The organism is Halococcus sediminicola (assembly GCF_000755245.1).
GTDB lineage: Archaea > Halobacteriota > Halobacteria > Halobacteriales > Halococcaceae > Halococcus > Halococcus sediminicola.
In genome coordinates this window covers 155,672-174,862 of sequence record NZ_BBMP01000026.1, presented here as the reverse complement: position 1 = coordinate 174,862, position 19,191 = coordinate 155,672, and the positions used below count along the sequence as shown (strand labels likewise).

General features: G+C 65.6%; 20 protein-coding genes and 1 pseudogene. 12 read left to right on the top strand and 9 right to left on the bottom strand.

From position 1 onward, the window contains the following. Positions 1-9: 9 nt before the first annotated feature. A pseudogene (locus ACP97_RS17360) lies at positions 10-1,408 on the bottom strand (cryptochrome/photolyase family protein). A gap of 197 nt (positions 1,409-1,605) precedes the next feature. On the opposite strand from ACP97_RS17360, the gene ACP97_RS17355 reads away from it, so the two are divergent. The 7 genes from ACP97_RS17355 (at position 1,606) to ACP97_RS17325 (ending at position 9,126) form a co-directional block, all read left to right on the top strand. Continuing rightward, positions 1,606-3,054 carry an ABC transporter substrate-binding protein gene (locus tag ACP97_RS17355; protein ID WP_049999099.1) on the top strand — a complete coding sequence of 483 codons (1,449 nt, stop codon included), beginning with the start codon at positions 1,606-1,608 and terminating at the stop codon, positions 3,052-3,054. Positions 3,055-3,057: 3 nt separating this feature from the next. Continuing rightward, entirely contained in the window at positions 3,058-3,918 is an 861-nt protein-coding gene (locus ACP97_RS17350) for a branched-chain amino acid ABC transporter permease (protein ID WP_049999098.1), read from the top strand. Further along, positions 3,919-5,100 (top strand): branched-chain amino acid ABC transporter permease, encoded by a 1,182-nt coding sequence (locus tag ACP97_RS17345; protein WP_049999097.1) that lies wholly within the window; start codon positions 3,919-3,921, stop codon positions 5,098-5,100. It begins immediately after the preceding gene. After that, the gene (locus ACP97_RS17340; RefSeq protein ID WP_049999096.1) at positions 5,097-5,903 is read left to right on the top strand and encodes an ABC transporter ATP-binding protein; all 807 of its coding nucleotides are present in this window, start codon (positions 5,097-5,099) and stop codon (positions 5,901-5,903) included. The genes ACP97_RS17345 and ACP97_RS17340 overlap by 4 nt, the downstream gene beginning before the upstream one ends. Further along, on the top strand, positions 5,900-6,652 hold the full coding sequence (locus ACP97_RS17335) for an ABC transporter ATP-binding protein (RefSeq protein WP_049999095.1): 753 nt from the start codon (positions 5,900-5,902) through the stop codon (positions 6,650-6,652). Before ACP97_RS17340 ends, ACP97_RS17335 begins: the two co-directional genes overlap by 4 nt. 102 nt (positions 6,653-6,754) lie before the next feature. Then, positions 6,755-8,332, top strand: coding sequence for a long-chain-fatty-acid--CoA ligase (locus tag ACP97_RS17330; protein ID WP_049999094.1), 1,578 nt, complete (start codon positions 6,755-6,757; stop codon positions 8,330-8,332). Beyond that, on the top strand, positions 8,329-9,126 hold the full coding sequence (locus tag ACP97_RS17325) for an enoyl-CoA hydratase/isomerase family protein (protein ID WP_049999093.1): 798 nt from the start codon (positions 8,329-8,331) through the stop codon (positions 9,124-9,126). Before ACP97_RS17330 ends, ACP97_RS17325 begins: the two co-directional genes overlap by 4 nt. Positions 9,127-9,398: 272 nt before the next feature. Here ACP97_RS17325 and ACP97_RS17320 read toward each other — a convergent pair whose 3' ends face one another. Both ACP97_RS17320 and ACP97_RS17315 read right to left on the bottom strand, forming a co-directional pair. Next, complete coding sequence (locus ACP97_RS17320; RefSeq protein WP_049999092.1) at positions 9,399-9,719, bottom strand: transcription factor S; 321 nt, start codon at positions 9,717-9,719, stop codon at positions 9,399-9,401. 65 nt (positions 9,720-9,784) lie between these two features. Beyond that, positions 9,785-10,552 (bottom strand): enoyl-CoA hydratase/isomerase family protein, encoded by a 768-nt coding sequence (locus ACP97_RS17315; RefSeq protein WP_049999258.1) that lies wholly within the window; start codon positions 10,550-10,552, stop codon positions 9,785-9,787. 90 nt (positions 10,553-10,642) lie between these two features. On the opposite strand from ACP97_RS17315, the gene ACP97_RS17310 reads away from it, so the two are divergent. After that, a complete protein-coding gene (locus tag ACP97_RS17310) occupies positions 10,643-11,035 on the top strand; it encodes a MaoC/PaaZ C-terminal domain-containing protein (protein ID WP_049999091.1) in 393 nt (130 codons plus the stop codon). A 30-nt stretch (positions 11,036-11,065) separates the two neighbouring features. After that, positions 11,066-11,287 (top strand): hypothetical protein, encoded by a 222-nt coding sequence (locus tag ACP97_RS17305; protein ID WP_049999090.1) that lies wholly within the window; start codon positions 11,066-11,068, stop codon positions 11,285-11,287. Here the strand turns inward: ACP97_RS17305 and ACP97_RS17300 are convergent. Beyond that, positions 11,241-12,221 carry a 5,10-methylenetetrahydromethanopterin reductase gene (locus ACP97_RS17300; RefSeq protein WP_049999089.1) on the bottom strand — a complete coding sequence of 327 codons (981 nt, stop codon included), beginning with the start codon at positions 12,219-12,221 and terminating at the stop codon, positions 11,241-11,243. The two genes, ACP97_RS17305 and ACP97_RS17300, sit on opposite strands and share 47 nt — an antisense overlap. After that, positions 12,208-12,960, bottom strand: a complete 753-nt coding sequence (locus ACP97_RS17295; protein ID WP_049999088.1) for a coenzyme F420-0:L-glutamate ligase — start codon at positions 12,958-12,960, stop codon at positions 12,208-12,210. The genes ACP97_RS17300 and ACP97_RS17295 overlap by 14 nt, the downstream gene beginning before the upstream one ends. 125 nt (positions 12,961-13,085) lie before the next feature. On the opposite strand from ACP97_RS17295, the gene ACP97_RS17290 reads away from it, so the two are divergent. Next, positions 13,086-14,312, top strand: a complete 1,227-nt coding sequence (locus tag ACP97_RS17290; RefSeq protein WP_049999087.1) for an initiation factor 2B — start codon at positions 13,086-13,088, stop codon at positions 14,310-14,312. Between the two features lie 21 nt (positions 14,313-14,333). On the opposite strand, the gene ACP97_RS17285 is transcribed toward ACP97_RS17290, so the two are convergent. The 3 genes from ACP97_RS17285 to ACP97_RS17275 all read right to left on the bottom strand — a co-directional run bounded on the left by ACP97_RS17285 (position 14,334) and on the right by ACP97_RS17275 (position 16,410). After that, positions 14,334-15,533, bottom strand: a complete 1,200-nt coding sequence (locus ACP97_RS17285; RefSeq protein ID WP_049999086.1) for a methionine adenosyltransferase — start codon at positions 15,531-15,533, stop codon at positions 14,334-14,336. Positions 15,534-15,601: 68 nt separating this feature from the next. Further along, on the bottom strand, positions 15,602-16,138 hold the full coding sequence (gene cyaB, locus ACP97_RS17280; RefSeq protein WP_049999085.1) for a class IV adenylate cyclase: 537 nt from the start codon (positions 16,136-16,138) through the stop codon (positions 15,602-15,604). A 29-nt stretch (positions 16,139-16,167) separates the two neighbouring features. Next, complete coding sequence (locus ACP97_RS17275; RefSeq protein WP_049999084.1) at positions 16,168-16,410, bottom strand: amphi-Trp domain-containing protein; 243 nt, start codon at positions 16,408-16,410, stop codon at positions 16,168-16,170. A gap of 94 nt (positions 16,411-16,504) precedes the next feature. Between ACP97_RS17275 and ACP97_RS17270 the strand changes: the two genes are divergently transcribed. After that, positions 16,505-17,809 carry a DolP-mannose mannosyltransferase gene (locus ACP97_RS17270; protein ID WP_049999083.1) on the top strand — a complete coding sequence of 435 codons (1,305 nt, stop codon included), beginning with the start codon at positions 16,505-16,507 and terminating at the stop codon, positions 17,807-17,809. 68 nt (positions 17,810-17,877) lie between these two features. Further along, positions 17,878-18,837 carry an FKBP-type peptidyl-prolyl cis-trans isomerase gene (locus ACP97_RS17265; protein WP_049999082.1) on the top strand — a complete coding sequence of 320 codons (960 nt, stop codon included), beginning with the start codon at positions 17,878-17,880 and terminating at the stop codon, positions 18,835-18,837. Here the strand turns inward: ACP97_RS17265 and ACP97_RS17260 are convergent, their stop codons facing one another. After that, positions 18,838-19,188 carry a hypothetical protein gene (locus tag ACP97_RS17260; protein ID WP_049999081.1) on the bottom strand — a complete coding sequence of 117 codons (351 nt, stop codon included), beginning with the start codon at positions 19,186-19,188 and terminating at the stop codon, positions 18,838-18,840. It abuts the gene before it with no gap. Positions 19,189-19,191 lie beyond the last annotated feature (3 nt).

Below are 19,191 nucleotides of genomic sequence, written 5' to 3'. Positions count from 1 at the left end.
GGGTAGGCTTCAGTCCTCGCCGCGGGCGCGCTCGAACATCGCGATCGCCTGCTCGCGGCGTTCGCCGTGGTCGCAGATCGGGGCCGGATAGTCGGGCGCGGCCGACTCGCGTTCGTCCGCGCCCAGTTTGTTCCATGAGTGAATCGTCTCGGGGTCGGCGTCTTCGAGTTCGGGGACGTATTGTTTGATGTACTCGGCGTCGGGATCGTATTTTTCACCCTGCGTCATCGGGTTGAACACGCGAAAGTACGGCTGGGCATCGGTCCCTGTGGAGGCCGCCCACTGCCAGTTGCCGCTGTCGTTTGCGGTGTCGTGGTCGACGAGCCGTTCGCGGAAGTGGGCGTAGCCTGCGCGCCAGTCGCACATGAGGTCCTTCGTGAGAAACGAGGCGACGGCCATCCGAACCCGGTTGTGCATGGTGGCCTCCTCGCGGAGTTGGCGCATCCCCGCATCGACGATGGGATACCCAGTCCGCCCTTCCTTCCACGCCTGCAACTCCTCGTTATCCTCGCGCCAGTCGATGGCGTTCTCGTAGTCCTTGTGGTTTTCAGTCACGACTTCGGGGTTGTAGAACAGGACGTGGGTGAAGAACTCGCTAAAGGCCAGCTCTCGGCGATAGGCCTCGACCGCTTCGCGCTCCTCGCCGTCGGCATCTTCGAGCGCCGCGCCGACCCGCTCTGTGACCTTCACGCTCGCCGATGATTCCATAGTTGAGATCCTGTGAGAGCCGCGAGGTGCCCGCACGCGCGGGATACTCACGACCCTCGTCGTACTCGAAGATTCGCTCCCCACAGAACGCTTCGAGACGTTCGCGGGCTGCCTCGATACCCGCTTTTGGGATGTCGGCGGTCGGGTCATCGAACCCCAGTTCCCCGATGGTCGGCATCGTCTCGCCCTCGATGGCGGCGAGTGCGTCGCCGTCGGGGACGGGATACGGCTCGGCCTTCTCGCGGTCGAGCCATTTGTCGCCGAAGTAGGAAAACACCGAGTACGGGTCGCCATCGTTGGTCGTGATAGTGCCTGGTTCGTGGTGGACGGCATCGTGAAACTCCTCACGGGCGATGCCGGCGTCGTCGAGTGCTTCGCGCACTCGCTGGTCACGTTCCTGAGCGAGACCCGTGTAGTCGTGATTCCAGAACACTGCGTCGACACCATGTTCGTCGGCGATCCGTGGGAGTTCCTCGGCCGGGTCACCCTCGACGACGACGAGGTCGCCGCCGCGCTCGCGGTAGCACCCTCGCAGGGAATCGAGCGCATCGAGCAGGAACGCCACCCTGGGCGGGCTTGCATACTGGAGCACGTCGGGGTCGAAGACGAAGGCCGGTATCACGGAGTCGTCCTCGACGGCCGCCGCGAGCGCGCGGTTGTCGGCCGCCCGGAGGTCGCGGCGATGCCAGTGGATTCGCATACCCGATTCACGTGCGCTCGGACCCTAAATCATGGGTTTGCCGGCTACACCGGTCGTCGAGTGTCGTTTCGTGCGTGCCGCGTCGCGCCGCTCGTCGAGATCACGCCACGGAGCGCTGTGGACCCCGGCGGGGAGATACCTGTCAGGAATCACACCACCACGTTTATGTAGTGTGTGTCCAACTACCGTTCACGACAATGGCTACCGATGGTAATGAACAGCGGTCGAATTCGACCGATGGAAACGGTTCGTCACGGAAATCGAATACTGGAAGAAACACTGGCGCGAATCGGCGGCGGTTCCTGCGGGCGACCGGCGGTGCGGCGCTCGCGACCACGGTCGCCGGCTGTCTCAGCCTCGGTGGCGGAGGTGGTGGCGACAACGGTTCCGGTGGTGGCGGAAGCGGCGGCGGTGGCGGCAACGGTAGCGGCGGTGGCGGGGGTGGCAACGGCTCCGGCGGCGGTGGCGGAAATGCAAACATCGAGGGTCCCGTCACCATCGGCGCGCTAGCCCCGAATCCCGAGAACGACCCCATTGGTGGTTCCATCGTCAACGGCGCGAAACTCGCGGTCAAGCAACTCAACGCGAACGGCGGCATCGGCGGCGCGGAGGTCAAACTGGAGGTCGGGAACACCGAGGGCGACCCCTCGACCGGCCAGCAGCGCTACCGCGAACTCGTCCTGAACAAGAACGCCGACGTCACGACGGGGATCTTCACGAGCGAGGTTCTCCTCAACATCGTCGAGGACATGGCCCAGCAGAAGACGGTACACATCACCGCCGGCGCGGCCTCCACGGAGATCTCGCGGATGATCGCGGAGAACTACGACAAGTACAAGTATCACTTCCGCGCCGGCCCGCTCAACGACTTCGATCTCGGGCGAAATCTCCTCGATTTCGGCAAGGCCAACTTCGAGACGATGGGCTGGGGGTCGACGTTCTCGATGGTCGAGGACTACAAGTGGACCGAGCCGATTTCGAAGGTGTTCGAAGAGCGCCTCGGCGGCATCGGCGTCGACGTGGCCGGCAGCCAGCGCTACGCCAGCGGGACGACGAACTTCGGGCCGCTGTACGACGACGTGGGGAGTTCGGACGCCGACGGCGTGTTCACCGCGATGGCGCACACGGGAACGGAGGCCATCGTTCAATGGGCCAAACAGCAGCGTCCGTTCGGCTTCGCGGGCATCCACGTCCCGATGCAGCTGCCCTCCTACTACGAGTCGGTCAACGGGGCCTGTCTCTACGGCGTGACCCAGACCTCCGCGACGCCACAGAGCGAGGTCACGAAGAAGACCCAGCCGTTCGTCAAGGCCTACAACAAGGAGTTCGATAGCTATCCCGTCTATACCGGCTATCACGCCTACGACGCCGTCAAACTCTACGCGGCGATGATCGAGCAGACGGGAACGAAAGACGCCGACGAGTTGGTCTCGGCACTTGAGCAGTCGTCCTTTACCGGGACGACCGGCACGCTCAAGTTCTACGGCAAGGACAAGAAGTACCCCCACGACCCGATCTACGGCGAGGACGCCATGTATCCGGTCTTCCTTCAGTGGCAAAAGGATGGCAACGGCGGCGGCGCACAGGAGGTCATCTGGCCAAAGCAGTTCAAGACGTCGAAATACCAACAGCCCGCGTGGATCTAATCGATGGTCGACGTCGTCACCATCCTCATCAACGGGACGGTCATCAGTTCGCTCTACGCGCTCGTCGCCATCGGGTTCACGATGATCTTCGGCGTCGGCGGCACCATCAACCTCGCCCACGGGGCCATCATCACCGTGGGAGCGTTCGCGGCCTACTACGTTACCAGCGCCGGCTTCGGTATCCCCGCGGGCGTGCTCGCGGCGATGGCGATACCGGCGCTGTTCAGCGTCCTTCTCTACAAGGGGTTCGCCGAACGGCGCGACGACATCATCATCGTGATGATCCTCACACTGTTGGCTTCGATCGTCGTCGAGGAGGTCCTTCGCATCGTCGAGGGGAGCCAACCGAGAGCGATTCCGGCGCTCGTGGCGGGCAACACCGAGATTTTGGGCAGTGCAGTCCAGAACAACCTGCTCGTGGTGTTCGTCGTCTCGTGGGTACTCATCGGCGGGCTGTTCGTCTTCATCAACTACACCAATACCGGAAAGGCGATCCTCGCAACCAGCATGAGTCCGCGTGGCGCGGCGCTGGTCGGCATCGAAAGCAGCCGCATCAACCTCTACACGTGGGCCATCGCCGGCGTGCTCGCGGGCATCGCCGGACTGTTCTTGGGATCGTACCAGACCGCCAACTGGGCGATGGGCCGTGAACCGCTCATCCTCTCCTTTTCGATCGTCGTACTCGGCGGTCTCGGCTCCATCCGGGGCAGTCTCGTCGCGGCGTACGTCATCGGTTTTCTGGAGGTGATCACCACTTCGGCCATCGATCCCCGACTGAGCGGCTTGGCCGGCCTCGTGGTTCTCGTGGTCGTGTTGCTCGTGCGTCCAGAAGGACTGTTCGGCCGGGAGCTCGCGGAGGCGTAGATGGCGGACGAAAACCTCTCCCCAGAAACCGTCGAAGGCACGGACACCGGCCGTTCGCTCGCCGGGTCGGTGCTCGCGCCGCGCTACCTGCTCGGCGTGCTCGGCGTCGTGGCCCTCGCGGTGTTGCCGTTCGTCGGCATCTCGACGACGCAGCTGTTGGTGCTCATCGGGGCCTTCTACTTCGGGATGTTCGCGATGAGCTGGGACGCGGTGTCGGGCTACACGGGCGAGATCAGCTTCGGCCACGCCCTCTTCTTCGCCGTCGGCGGCTACACTTCCACCCTCTTGAATCTCGGGTTCGGGCTGTCGCCGTCGCTTTCGATTCCTGCTGGTGTGTTGCTCGCGGCGCTCACCGGCGTGCTCGTCGGCGTGCCGGCGCTCCGAATACGAGGACCGTACCTCTCGCTGATAACGCTCGTCGCGCCGCTCATCCTCCTGCAGGTGTTCATCATCTACGGCGATATCTTCGGCGGCGAGTTGGGACTGAGTTCGCCGGCGGCGCTCGTCACCGCCGACGAGTTCGCCCTCGTCGTCACGGCGAACTACTACATCGCGCTCGGACTCTTTCTCGCCATTTTGCTCCTCCTGTTCGCCATCACGCGCTCGGACGTCGGCTCGGTGCTGACGGCAATCCGGGAGGACGAAGACGCCGTTGCGGCCGCGGGTCTGAACGTGGCGAAGTTCAAGGTGTTCGCGTTCGTGCTGAGCGCGGCCATCGGCGGGCTTGCGGGTGCGATGTTCGTCCACACGCCCGTCGGCAGTCCGCGCCCGAGCCAACTGCTCGCGCTCATCGTGAGCATCGAGGTATTGATAGCAGCGATCCTCGGCGGCATGGGCACCATCGTCGGCGCGGGGCTCGGCGGCGTCTTCTTCTACTTCGTCAACGACCTGCTGAACCAGCAGGAGTTCACCATCCCGCTCGTGAACGTGGGCCTCAACGAGGCGAGCTTGCTGATCTTCGCGCTGCTGACGATGACCCTCATCTACGTCCTCCCACAGGGGGTGTTCCCGTGGGCGATACGCACCGGTCGACGGCTGCTCGGTCGTGCACGTGGCAACCCAGTAGCGACCGACGGCGGCCAGGAATCGGAGGGACTCACGAACCCGATCGAACAGGCCACGGAACGATACCGGTGCGCGCTCGACGATCTCGAAGAGCGAATCCGAGGTGACGAGAGATGAGCACTGACACAGGCACGACTGGCGGGAACGAGGCGGTAGCACAAGGAGAAAGCGACAGCTATGAGCCGGACGATGGCCTGCTCGTCCTCCAGAACGTCACGAAACGTTTCGGAGGACTGACCGCGGTCGACGACCTCTCGTTTGCCGTCGAGGAGGGCGAAATCCTCGGGTTCATCGGACCGAACGGTGCAGGGAAGTCCACCACCTTCAACTGCGTCACGGGGACCTATCCCCCGACGGAGGGAACGGTCTGGTACGACGGGGAAAACATCACCGGCGACGCGGCTCACGTGATGGTCAAACGCGGGCTGGCGCGCACCTTCCAGTCGTTTCGCCCGCTCGAAGACCGATCGGTGCTCGACAACGTCGCGCTCGCGCTCACGCCCGACAAACTGTTCTCGCTGTCGGGACTGCGCGGCGGGACCCACGAGCAGGCACGAGAGATCTGCAAGCGCGTCGGGTTAGGGGACAGAGTGAATCTGACGCCGAGCGAACTGCCACACGCCGGCTTGCTCCGACTCGAGCTCGCGCGGGCGCTCGCGACCGATCCCGATCTCCTCCTGATCGACGAGCCGTTCGCCGGGCTGTCGAGCGGCGAGGTCGAGACCGTTTCCGACCTCCTCGGCGAACTCCGTGACGAGGGGCTGACCCTCGTCGTGGTCGACCACAACATGCGCGGGTTGCTCTCGCTCATCGACCGGGCCATCGTCATCCGGTTCGGGTCGAAACTCGCCGCGGGAACCCCCGAGGAGATCCGAAACAACACGGATGTTCAGGAGGCCTATCTCGGGGGGAGCGCATGAGCACCGAGACGGCGAGCGATAGCGAGGAAACTGTGGCCGGCGGCGGAGGCGATGCGGCGCTCGCCATCGAGGACCTCCGGGTGTCGTACGGCAAAGTGACCGCGCTCCGCGGCGTCGACCTCCGAGTGGGGAGCGGCGAGATCGTCTCGGTCATCGGACCCAACGGCGCGGGCAAAACGACACTCGCCGAGACCGTCACGGGCTTTCACGACTACGAAGGCAGCGTTCAGTATCAGGGAACGGAAGTGAGCACGCGCTCGACGAGCGACCTCGTGAGCGACGGACTCATCCACTGTACCGAAGAGCGCGATCTCTTCGGGCACATGAGTGTCGCGGACAACCTCGGACTCGGGGCGTTTCGACGTGGGAACGCCGACGAGCGCCGCGAGTTCGTCTACGACCTCTTTCCGGCCCTCGAAGAGCGCGAAGACCAGCACGCCCGAACGATGAGCGGCGGCGAACAACAGATGCTCGCCATCGGGCGCGCGCTGATGAGTTCGCCCGAGTTGTTGATCCTCGACGAACCCACACTGGGGCTTGCGCCGGTGATTCTGGAGGACATCAGCGACGGTCTCGACCGCATCCGCGAGGCCGGTGTCACCGTGTTGCTCTGCGAGCAGAACGTCACCTTCGCGATGGACCACGCAGACCGCATCGCGCTGCTCGAAAACGGTGAACTCGTCCGCGAAGGGAGTCCGGAAAGCCTCCGCGACGACGAGTATATCCACGACGTCTATCTCGGCGGCTGAGTTCTGGATTACCGCTGGTAACTGAAACGGCCAAGAACCGAAGTATTGGTTCGGTGAGGGGCAATCCTTTAACCCGTGGCGCGCGTCCTCACACGAGAATCCATGACGAATCTCGTGACAGACGTGTTGTCGACGGTCGATGCCCACCCCGACGCGACGGCGATCCGGTACGACGAAACGGAACTGAGCTACGAGGAATTCTGGCAACAGACTGGAGCGTTCGCGGCCGGCCTCGACAGTGTGGGCATCGAACCGGGCGACCGGGTGGGTATCTATCTCCCGAACCTCCCGCAGTTCGTCGTCGCCTTCCACGGGGCGCTCCGGGCCGGCGCGGTGGTCGTCCCGATGAACCCACAGTACAAATCGCGCGAGATCGGCCACCTCCTCGGCGATAGCGGGGCCGAACTGGTCGTCACCCTCGCGGACCTCGTCCCGGTGGTCGAGTCGGTCCGCGAGGAGACGGCCGTCGAGACGGTCGTGAGCATCGGCGGCGATGCCGAGGGTGCAACCGCCTTCGAGGCGTTCCTCGCCGACGGCGCGCCCGATATCATCGAGCGGGCGGACGACGACGTGGCCTGCCAGCCCTACACGTCGGGAACGACGGGCCAGCCGAAGGGCGTGTTGCTGACTCACCAGAACCTCGCCTCGAACGCGCGCACGGCCGCCGACCTCCTGCCCGGCGGGACGGGCGTCGAGGACCGCTCGCTGGGCGTGCTACCGCTCTTTCATATCTACGGGATGACCGTCACGATGAACACCGCGCTGTTCTCGGGTGCAGCCTACTACCCACTGCCCGCGTGGGATGCCCAAGAGGCCGTCTCGCTCATCGAATCGGAGGATTTGACCGTCATGCAGGGCGTGCCGGCGATGTACAACGACCTCGTGAACCAGCCGAACGCCGACGAGTTCGACCTCTCGTCGCTCCGGTTCGTCAACTCCGGTGGCAGTAGCCTCCCGGTCGAGGTCCTGCGCCGGTTCGAGGACCAGTTCGGTCTCGAACTCTACGAAGGCTATGGGCTGACCGAGACCGCGCCCGTGACCCACTTCAACAGCCCCGAAGCCCGCCGTGTGGGGTCAATCGGGCGCACGCTCGACGGGGTCGATGCGATGATCGTCGACGAGGAGTTCGAGCCGGTCGAACGGGTCGAAGAAGGACCGGTCGACGAGAGCGAGACCGACCTCGATGCCATCACTGGTGAACTCGTGATCGCCGGGCCGAACGTCATGAAGGGCTATCACGACCGGCCGGAGGCGAACGAAGAAGTGTTCACCGAGCAGGACGGACGGCGGTGGTTCCACACGGGCGACATCGGCTACTGGGACGAGGAGGACTTCTTCTACATCGTCGACAGGGAGAAGCACATGATCGTGACGGGCGGCTACAACGTCTATCCGCGCGAGGTCGAGGAGCTACTGTTCGAACATCCCGACGTGGCGGATGCCGCAGTCGTCGGGATTCCCGACGAGCGCCGCGGCGAGACCGTCAAAGCGTTCGTGGTGCCGACGCCCGACGCGGATGTGACCGAAGACGATATTCGGGAGTTCTGTCTCGAACGCCTCGCGGAGTACAAACACCCCCGTGAAGTCGAGTTCGTGGAGGAGCTACCGCGGACGACGACCGGGAAGGTCCAGAAGTTCGAACTCCGTGGACGCGAGGAGAGCGAGGAGGTGGCCCAATGAGCGACGAGGATGCCGTGCTGGTCGACATCGAGGACGGCGTGGCGACGTTGACATTGAATCGTCCATCGGTACGCAACGCGCTCACCGAGGACATCTCGGCGGGCATCATCGACGCGCTCGCGGAGTTGGAGGGCAGCGACGCGCGCTGTCTGGTCGTCACGGGCGCTGGCGGGGCGTTCTCGGCGGGTGGGGACGTCAACGCGATGTCCGAGCGGCTGGCGGGCGGCGTGACGCTCGACGAATCGGTGCGCCACATCAGTCAGGAGACCAGCCGCGCAGTGAAGCGCGTCGCGGAGTTTTCGCTCCCTACCGTGGCGAAAATCGACGGGATCGCCTTCGGCGCGGGCGCGAACCTCGCCATCGCGTGTGACGTGCAGCTAGCGAGCACGGAGTCGAAAATTAGTTTCGGCTTCCGGCAAGTCGGGCTGGCGGTCGATTCGGGGACTTCCTATCTTCTCCCACGAATCGTCGGCGAGAACACGGCCCAAGAACTCGTTCTTACTGGGGAACTCGTCGAGGCCGAGCGCGCCGAGCGACTGGGGCTGTTCAACCACGTCTATCCCGACGAGGAGTTCGACGAGCGCGCCGACGAGTTCGTCGAGACGATCGCCACCGGGCCGACCGTGGCGCTGCGGACCTCGAAGCGGCTCGTTCGGCAGGGCTTCGAGAGTTCGCTCGACCAGGCGATGGAGAACGAGGCCGCCGCGCAGGCCGCCGTCTTCGAGAGCGACGACCACCGCGAGGGTGCCGAGTCGTTCATGGCCGGCGAGAAGCCTGATTTCGAGGGACAGTAGCCGGCGGTCGCCGGCTGCGGCCGGCGGTTGCGGTGCGGTCGCGGCGGTTGCGGTGTGGGCCTTGGCGGATGAAGGGCGAACCGCGCGAGCGAACGGAGTGAGCGAGTAGCGACCGCAGGGAGCGCGCGGTGAGGGCTTCGGCGGTGTTGTGCGGTTGGTGGGTGGTTGATGTCCGCGCGAGCGGGTGTTTTTAGTCCAGGTTTTTGGAGAGGGTTCGACCGAGCGCGAGCGGAGCGAGCGCGCGGGAGGACCCTCTGTAAAAAAGTGGGTGTTTAGTGATCGTCCTCGCGCCAGCGGTGTTCACACTCCGTACAGACGAAGAACCGGGTCTCCGATTCGTCGGCCGAGCGGATCTGTTGCATGTACCAGTAGGCCTCGTCGTTGCCGCACTCGGGGCAGTGGACTTCGGTCGTGGGGAGGCCCCGGTCCTCGGCGTCGCTGACGTCGATGACTTCGGTCTCTTCTTGGCCCTCTGTCGTCGTCATCGCTGCTTCTGCGGCGTCGTCGCGCGGTTTGGTGAAGCCACAGTTGCTGCAGACCCACTCGTCGCCGTCGGTCTTCATCATTGAGCCGCACTCGTCGCAGAACTCCATACTCGATAGGTACACGCGCGGTCGGATTTAAACGCCGGGGTCGACCGCCGTCGGTTCGCCGAAGCTTACTCGAAGTCGGGGTCGCGGTTTTCGACGAACGCCGTCATGCCTTCGCGCTGGTCGTGCGTCCCGAAGAGACCGCTCCAGAGGCGGCGCTCGTAGGTCAGCCCCGCCGAGAGGTGCGATTCGTGGACCTGATTCAGCGACTCTTTAGCGGCTTCGAGGGCGTGCTTGGGCTTCGCCGCGAGGTCGGCGGCCATCTCGGCGACGTGTGCGTCGAGATCGTCGTCGGCGACCACCTCGCCGACCAGTCCGATCTCGTGGGCTTCGGTCGCCCCCACGCGCTCGCCGAAGAAGACCAGTCGGCGGGCGCGCTCGTCGCCGACCAGTTGCGAAAGACGCTGGGTGCCGCCCCAACCGGGGACGATGCCGAGGTCGATCTCGGTCTGGCCGAGCACGGCGCTCTCGGCGGCGACCCGTAGGTCGGCCGCGAGCGCGAGTTCGCAGCCGCCGCCGAAGGCGTAGCCGTTGACGGCGGCGATCACGGGACAGGGGAACGTCTCGATGGTGTCGGCGACGCGATGGCCGAGTTCGGCGTAGGCCTGTGCTTCGGCGACCGAGAGTTCGGCCATGTAACCGATGTCCGCACCAGCGACGAACGCGTCGTCGCCGGCCCCCGTGAGCACGAGTGCGCGGGCGTCGCGGGCCTCGTCGAGCGCTTCGGCGAGCGCTTCGAGGGTTTCGACGTTCATCGCGTTCAGTCTGTCGGGCCGGTCGACGGTGATGGTCGCCACGCCGTCCTCGATGTCGAGGTCGATGGTCTCCCACGTCATGCGCCGGACAACGAGGACCGGGAGCATAGTCGTTCGCTTCTCGTCGCCCGGTCGCCGGGATTTAACCTGCCCGCACCGATATGGGTAGCTATGTCATCGAAACCCGAAGAAGGCGACGTGCACACGTTCGAGCGCACGTTCACCCACGCGGATGTCGAGCGATTCGGTGAGGTCTCGGGCGACCAGCAGGCCATTCATTCGGAGCCCGACGCGGAGGGGCGACTCGTCGTGCAGGGCTTGCTTACGGCGACGCTACCCACGAAGATCGGCGGCGATCTCGGCGTGCTCGCACGCTCGATGGAGTTCGAGTTCCTCGAGCCCGTCTACACCGGCCAGCCCATCACCTGCGAAGTGACGACCGAGAACGTCGACGAGCGAGACGACAGGTACGACGTCGCCTGTGCGGTCGTCTGTCGCCGTCCGAACGGTCGAGTGATGAACGCGCGCTTCGAGGGGATCATCTGGAAGGAAGCGGGACAGTAGGCACAAGTACCCACGCCAGCAAGACGGGATATGGCAAACATCGTCGTCGAACTGTTCGGCAATCTCGTCGAGTTGACGAACATCGTGACCGAGGTCGCCCTCGGCGACCCGGTTTCGGCACTGTTGATACTGTCAAGCACGCTCGTCTGGCTCGTCGCGTTCGGGCTGTTCGCCTATCTCGCGATCGGTGGACTGCTCTCGGGACTCATTCCCGATAATTTCGGTCGCACACCGCCCCAGCAAGGTCGATAGCGCTCTCCACGTCGGGACCGAGCGGCGAACCGACGACGATGCTGTCGGCGTGTTCGAGCACCGCCGACAGTCGTGACTCGACGGTATCGGGCGTGCCGGCCATACAGAACGCAGTGATCATCGCCTCGCTCACACGGTCGACGGCCGTCTCGAACTCGCCGGCCGAGATCGCCTCGCCGATTGCCTCGGCGCGTTCGCCGTCGAGTCCGTGGCGCTCCAGGACTGGTTCGGGCGCACCCGCCGCGATGAACGCCACCGGCGGGCGGGCGGCCTCGCGTGCGGCGTCGCCGTCCTCGGCGATGCTCACGCTCGCGTACGCCGTGAAGTCGAACTCACCATACTCGTCGGGTCGCTCGTCGAGACCCTGCTCGACCTGATCGGCGGCCCACGCGATGTCGTCGGGATGGGATCCATTAAAGAGCAGTCCGTCGGCGTGTTTGGCGGCCATCCGACACATATGGGGTCCCTCGCCGCCGACGTAGACCGGGATTTCCCCGACATCGTAGTTCAGACCGGCGTCGCGTGCGCTGAAGGTTCCATCGTGATCGACGCGCTCGCCGGCCCAGAGTTCTCTAGCGATGTCGAACGATTCGAGCACCGAGCGAAGCCCGCGCCGCTCGCTGAGACCGAGGTTTTCGAGCGTCGAGGGGTCGCCCGGACCGACGCCGAAGACCGCCCGCCCGTCAGAGAGTTCGTCGAGCGTCGCCACCCGCGAGGCGAGCGTCACGGGGTGGGTCTCGTAGGGGTTGGTCACGCCCGGGCCGAGTCGGATGTCGTCGGTGCGCTCTGCGAGCAACGTCAGGGCGGCGAAGGGGTCGCGATTGTTGTAGTGATGGCTCGCGAAGATCGTATCGAAACCCGCCCCTGCGGCCCGTTCGCCGAGTTCGACGGTGCGCTCCGTGGGCCGCTCGGGCGTGAGTTCAATTCCCTGCATACGACCACTCCCGAAGCGCCTGTCGGACGAAATCACCGTCGACGGCGCGAAACAGGTTGTCGCTCCCGGCGAACTCGTCCATGTCGAATCCATCCACGACGGCGACGGGGTTCCCGCCCGCACCCTCGCCGAGCACGAGGTTCGCCGCCGCCGCGAGTTCGTCTACCACGGACTCTACTGTGACGCCGAGTTCGCGGTCGTCGCGGTCGTGTTCGCCGCGCCAGTCGCGGCTGGCGGGCAGGCCGGCCCAGCCGATGGCCACGCCGCGCTGGCCGTGTCGGAACGGTCGCCCACAGGTGTCGGTGACGATCACCGGAACGTCGAGTTGCTCGTTGAGCCGGCGTGCACTCTCGCTCGGGTGCTTCGGGAGCAGGAGGATGTCGTTGTCGGGAACGTTCGAGCGGTCGATACCGGCGTTCACCGAGACGTGTCCGAAGCGCGTCTCGGTCAGGAGGAACGGCTCGTCCATCAGGAGCTCGGTGCTCTCCTCCAAGACGGCCTGTGCGAACCGGGGGTCTTTCTCGTCGCCGGAGAGTTCGGCCAGCCGGTCGGCGATCTCGTGTGCGCGCGGGCCGGCCGGGAAGTCGGCGAGATCGCGCGCCCGGCCTTCGGCTTTCGAGACGACGGTGCTCGCCACGCAGACCACGTCGACGTCGACGTCGACCTGCTCGGCGACGAGTGCCGCGAGGTCGTCGTCGGCACCGATCTCGGGGAGATCCGTGACGGGTGAGACGTTCATACACGGCAATCGCCGGGTGGCCACTTCGGTACTTCGGGTCGCGCCAGCACTCGCCGGCGACACACGTATCTCATCGTCTCACCCTTCCGCACCATCTTGAAGCACCACGAGTAGCTACTCCCGGTATGGACAAGCCCCACATCACCTGTTTCCTCCGAAATCGTGGCGAGATACTCCTCACCGAGCGAGGCGACGGAACCGACGCGGATGCCGATCGGTGGAGTGCACTCGTGAGCCACGCGGATGGGGACCCCGACGAAGCCGCACACGAAGCAGTTCGAGGGTGGACGGACGGTGACGCCGTTTCGTTCGTCCGGCGGGGCGAGCCGTTCGTCGTCGAGGCGGATCGAAAAACACGTCGGCGAATCCATCCGTATCTGTTCGACTATGACTCACGGATGGACGAGATCGGCGGGACCGACACATTCGAGTGGCTCCCGCCGACCGAAATCCACCACCGTGAGACGGTGCCCGGCCTCTGGAACGCCTACGAGCGCGTTGCGCCGACGGTCGAGACCGTACGGGAGGACGGCGACCACGGCTCGGCATACCTGTCGGTGCGCGCACTGGAGGTGCTCCGGGACCGCGCCGGCGTGCTCGCGACGGAAGCGGGCGACGAAACGGACCGGTGGAACGACCTCGCGGCGCTCGCGCACGACCTCCGGGAAGCGCGGCCGAGCATGGTCGTCGTCGAAAACCGCGTCGATCGGGCGATGGACGGGGTAGGTCGAACCCCGGAAGCGGTCGAGGAGTCGGCCCGGGCGGGTATCGAGCGCGCGTTCGATGCGGACGCGAACGCAGCCCACGAGGCTGCCACGCTGCTCGACGGGACCGTCCTGACCCTCTCGCGGTCCGGCACGGTGCTGGACGCGCTTCGACAGGCCGACATCGAGCGAGTTATCGTCACCGAGTCGCGGCCCGCACGCGAGGGCGTCGGTGTCGCCGAAACGCTCGCCAAAGAGTGCCGGGTGACGCTCGTGACCGACGCGGCCGTCGCCCACGTCCTCGCCGAGCACACGGTCGATAGCGTGCTCGTCGGAGCCGATACGATACTGGCCGACGGCAGCGTCGTGAACAAGGTCGGGACACGGGGTATCGCCATCGCCGCCGCTCGGGAGGACGTATCCGTGTACGCCGTCGCCGCGAACGACAAAATCACCACCGGCGACGCGCGCTTCGAGGACGGCGATCCCAGGGACGTCTACGACGGCGACGCCGCCATCGACGTGGTGAATCCGACGTTCGACCGCACGCCGGCGGAGTTGATCACAGTCGTCACCGAGGACGGCCCGCTCGACGCGGCGGCGGTCGAAGAGCGCGCCGCGCGATTGGACGCGCTTGCGTCGTGGTGACGACGGTCCCGCTCCAATCGATCAGAACGTCGAGACGTCGCCCTCGATGACGCGGTCGGTCAGGCCGGTGACGTCGGCGAGTTCGCGGTCGACGATGGTTCGGATCTCCTCCTCGACGTCGCCGACGGCGACGCCCGCCTCGGTGCTGACGTGGATGTCGGCGACGTGGGGCTGGTCGACGGGCCGGCCGATCTGGCTCAGGAGTCGTACCCGGAGGTCGCGGATGCCCGCCACCTCGCTCACGACGCGCTCGGCGATCTCGGTGCTCAGGAGGTTGTAGATCTTGCCGATGTGATTCACGGGATTCTTCCCCGAGGTCGCCTCCATGCTCATCGAGCGATTCGGCGTGATGAGTCCGTTCGCACGGTTGCCCCGTCCCACCGAACCGTCGTCGCCCTGTTCGGCGCTCGTCCCTGTGGTAGTGAGGTATATCGAACCCGCGTCGTAATCGTCGGCGGTGTTCACGTGGATGGAGACCGCCCGGTCGGTGTACTCGTCGGCGACGTCCGCGACGTACTCGCGGACCTCCTCGACCGCTTCGGCATAGGCGTCGGCGTCCACGATGTAGGAGTCGATCATCGCCGCCGCGACAGTGATCTCGATGTCGTCGCCCTCGCGCTTGCCCATCACCTTCACGTCCGGCCCGAGTTCGGGATGGTCGGTGGCGTACTCACCCGTGAGTCGCCGCTCGGCGTTCAGGACGATCTGCTCGGTTTCGGAGAGCGGTGCATGACCCACGCCATAGCTCGTGTCGTTTGCCATCGCCACGCCGCCCTCGCCGAAGACGTCCCGGAGGTCGCCGCTGCCCTCGCCGAGTTTCACGTCGACGACGATGTCAGTCCCGATTTCGAGTTCGGGCACGTGCGCTTCGAGATACTGGCGGGCCGCCCGGAGCGCGATGGGTTCGGTGGGAATGGTGGTGCCCTCGTACTCGCTGGTCGCGCGCCCGACGATGAGCACGTAGATGGGTTCGAGTACCTCGCCGCCGCCGAAGGCGGGTTTGGCGCTGCCGGCGACCAGTTGCGTCTCGTCGGTGTTGTAGTGTAACACTCGACCGACGCGGTCGAGATACGCCGCCGCGAGCGCGCGCGAGACGCTCTCGGCGATGCCGTCACACAGCGAATCGGGATGGCCGATGCCCTTTCGTTCGACGATTTCGACCGGCTCGTCCTCGGCGGCCGGCCGGTCGAGCGCCGCCACGCGAACGTTTCGTTCGGTCATGAAGTGGGTTCGCCGTCGCACGGCCTATAACTTGCGGAAACCTTCCCGTCCCGGGAGATAACCAGTAGTTATTCGTCGGCGGTTGCCAACAGCATTCCGAGATACGACCGCCGGATCTGTTCGTCGGGGTCACAGTCGAGCGCCGCGAGCAGGTCGCGCGCGCCATCGCGGACGCGCTCGATGTCGCCCTCGCTCGCCGCCCCGTCCTCGACCTCGACGAACTCGCCGAGACCCGAAACTGTATCGAGGGCGACGGTGTACCCCCGACAGCGGAACTTCTCGCGCTCCTTCTCGACGGTCGCCGCGGGCGTGAACCCGAGCGCATCGAGAAGTCTCGCCATCGTCTCGCCGTCCTCGACCGCCGTCTCGTGCTCGGCGCGGGTCTTCGAATGGGCATCCACGAGCGGTCCCTTGTAGGTGAGTCGCGTCGTTTCGCCCTCCCGACGGACTCTGAGCGCCTCGTCGGTCTCGGGGAAACTCCGATGGGGGGCGTCGTAGTAGGTATCCGCCTGCTCGACGGTATCGATGGGGTCGGCGTCGAGCGCCGCGAGTCGTTCGCGGACGGGTTCGTGGCGGGCGGCGACCTTGCATTCGACCTCGTACACAGTGACGTCTCGAACCGAAGCCGGAAAAGCTACTCTTCAGCCTTCCAGTGGAGATCGATGCTGACGGACTCGCGCTTGTCGCCGAGCATCGGCTCGCGTTCGCTCACCTCGATATCGTAGTCGACGGTGTCGCGCGGCGTGAGCGCGACCGACTTGTTGCCGACGGCGACGGTGATGTCCTCACTCCCACGCAGTTCGTTCGCAAGTGCCTCCAGTTCGTCGGCGGCTTCCTCGCGCGAGAGGCTCTGACTTGCCTCGGTGGTGTCTGCCATACCTGCTACAGGGCGCTCCGGCTACTAAACGTTCCCCTGCACGAGCGCCGACGACTTCGCTACCTTGAAGCACACGAGCACCCCCGAAAGAGTCGTGCGAGAGGCATCGTTCCTCGACCGGCGCTGGCCGCTCGTCCTCGGAGGACTGGCGCTGCTCGTCCAGGGACTTTCAGTACGTCGAGCGCTTGCGACCACGCCCCCAACGACCAACATCGACGCCGCCTTCTTCCAGCACGCCGGCTGGTACGTCACACAAGGTTCGATACCCTACGCCGACATCTGGGATATCAAGCCCCCGCTGGCCATCGAAACCACGGCCGTGCTCGCCGCGCTCACCGATGGCGACCCACTTTCCCTCCATCTGTTGAGCGTCGCGCTCGTCGCCGGGGCCGCCGTCGGCTGTAGCCTTCTGGTTGGATTGCTCGCCCATCGGCTCACCGGCGACGGATTGGCGGCACTGCTGGCCGGCTGCACCCTGCTGGCAATGCCTGCCTTCTACCGCCTCTCGGCGAACGGCTTCCGACCCAAGTATCTCACCCTGCTCTTCGGACTGGGGGCACTCGTGCTCGCACTCGAAAGACGACCGCTGCTCGCTGGGACGGCCGCCGCCGCGAGCGCGGGCTACTGGCAGTACGGGGCGATATTCGCCATCCTCACCCTCGGCATCGCCGTCGAGCACCGTGACCGGCGCGCGCTCGCCCGCACTGCGCTCGGGATGGCGCTGGTCACGGCCGTGGCGGTGGTCCCCATCGCGCTGTCGGACGCGCTCGCCTCGATGCTCGTCGAGGTGGTGTACGTGCCGCTCACAACGCAGGGTGCGCAACCGATTACCGAACGTCTCGGCAAACTCGTTCTCTATCTCGCCTACGCGCTCGTGCCGCTCGCCGTGGGACTCTCCGGGCTGGCTGCCGGCCGGGGAGAGTTCCGCCGCCACTGGTGGGTGTACGCCGGCGCGGCGTGGGGTGCGTTCCAGATACTGTTCGACCTCGACAGCGCGCCCGATCTCTATTTGCTCGTCACCTTCCTCGCGTTCGGGGTCGCGCTGGCCGTCGCGCGGGCGCAACCGGTTCATCGGCGCTGGCTCGCGGCGGCGTTCGCTGCCATCGTGCTGGTCAACGCGATATGGGTCGGCGGGTTCGTGGCCAACCCCGTTGGGAACGCCGCCAGTGCCGACGGCGGAGCCGCCGGAACACTCAGAGCTGTCTCCGAGTCGGTCGACGTGTCGCGACCCGGCGAGCCGCCCCGCCACGGAATCTCGCCCGTGCGCGACCTCTACTGGGAGCGTCGCGTTCCCGAGTCGTGTCACTACCGGCTGAGCGAGACCGAGCGCGACTGGCTCGCGAAGACCGACCGATCTCACCACGAATCGCGCTGCGGCAGCGCTCGCGGTCTTCCGTGACCGACCGCTTCGCGAGAGGGCCAGACGCGAAGCAACGTTCTTAAACGTCGAACGGGAGTTGAGTGGGTATGAGCGACGAAGCAAGCGAACAGGCCGAATCGGAGACGAGCGAGGAAGCCGCAGGCGGAATCCAGGAGGGCGATTTCGTCCGGCTCGCCTACACCGCCCGCACGGTCGAGAACGACCAGCTCGTCGATACGACCGACGAGGAGGTCGCCGAAGAGGAGGGCGTCGCCGACCAGCAACAGAGCTTCGAACCGCGCGTCATCGCGGTCGGTGCCGGCCACCTCTTCGACGCCGTCGAGGCGGACTTCACCGGCGGCGAGGAGGGCGACTCGGGGACCGTCACGGTGCCCGCCGAGGAAGCGTTCGGCGAGTACGACGAGGGCGAGGTCAAAACCGTGAGCGCAGACCGCATCCCCGAGGACGACCGCTACCCCGGCGGCCACGTCGACATCGACGGCCAGCACGGCCACGTCGAAACGATCATCGGCGGGCGCGCACGCGTCGATTTCAACCACCCGCTCGCCGGCGAGGACGTCGAGTACGACTACGAGGTGCTCGACACGGTCGACGACCGCCTCGAACAGGCCGAAGGCATGCTCGGCATGTACTTCGACGCCGACTTCGACATGCGTATCGAGACGGACGACGTCGAAGAAGAGCGGATGGTCGAACCCGACGAGGACGAAGACGACGAGGAGGCAGAACCCGAGTTCGAGACCGAGATCGTCGAGAAGGAGACGCTCTACATCGAGCAATCACCCCAGCTCCAGTTCGACCAGCAGTGGATGATGGGCAAACAGCAGATTTTGGGAGATCTCATCGACCGCCTCGACCTCGACCGCGTGGTCGTCGAGGAGGTAATCGACGGTTCTGGAGGAATGATGGGCGGCATGGGTGGCATGATGGGCGGCATGGGTGGCGGTGAGGAGGCCGACCTCGAAGCAATCGAGGAGGAGTTGGAGGACGCCGACGTCGATATGGACGAGATCACCGACGAACTCGACGAGGACGCAGACGAGTAATCAGTCGAGCGGCGTGCCGATCGACCCATCGGATTCGTACTGCCGGTAGCCCCACTCGGCGAGATAGGCGAGTCCGCCGAGGAGCAGTACGGCGACGAAAAAGCCGAGACCGTTGATGAGGATGCCGGCGACGCCCGCGAGTACGATGACGACCCCGAACGCGATCGGATAGAGCGGGTGTTCGCGGACCGCATCGACCGCCGCCAGTACGAGCAGAAGACCGCTGAGAAAGCCGACGACGGCGAATACGGGGTTGCCGAAATCGCTGAGCGCCACCATGACGACCAGCCCGACGAGCGTCACCTGCACGGCGAGACGTCGAAGGCTGAACTCCCACTCTTCGGTAGCCATTGT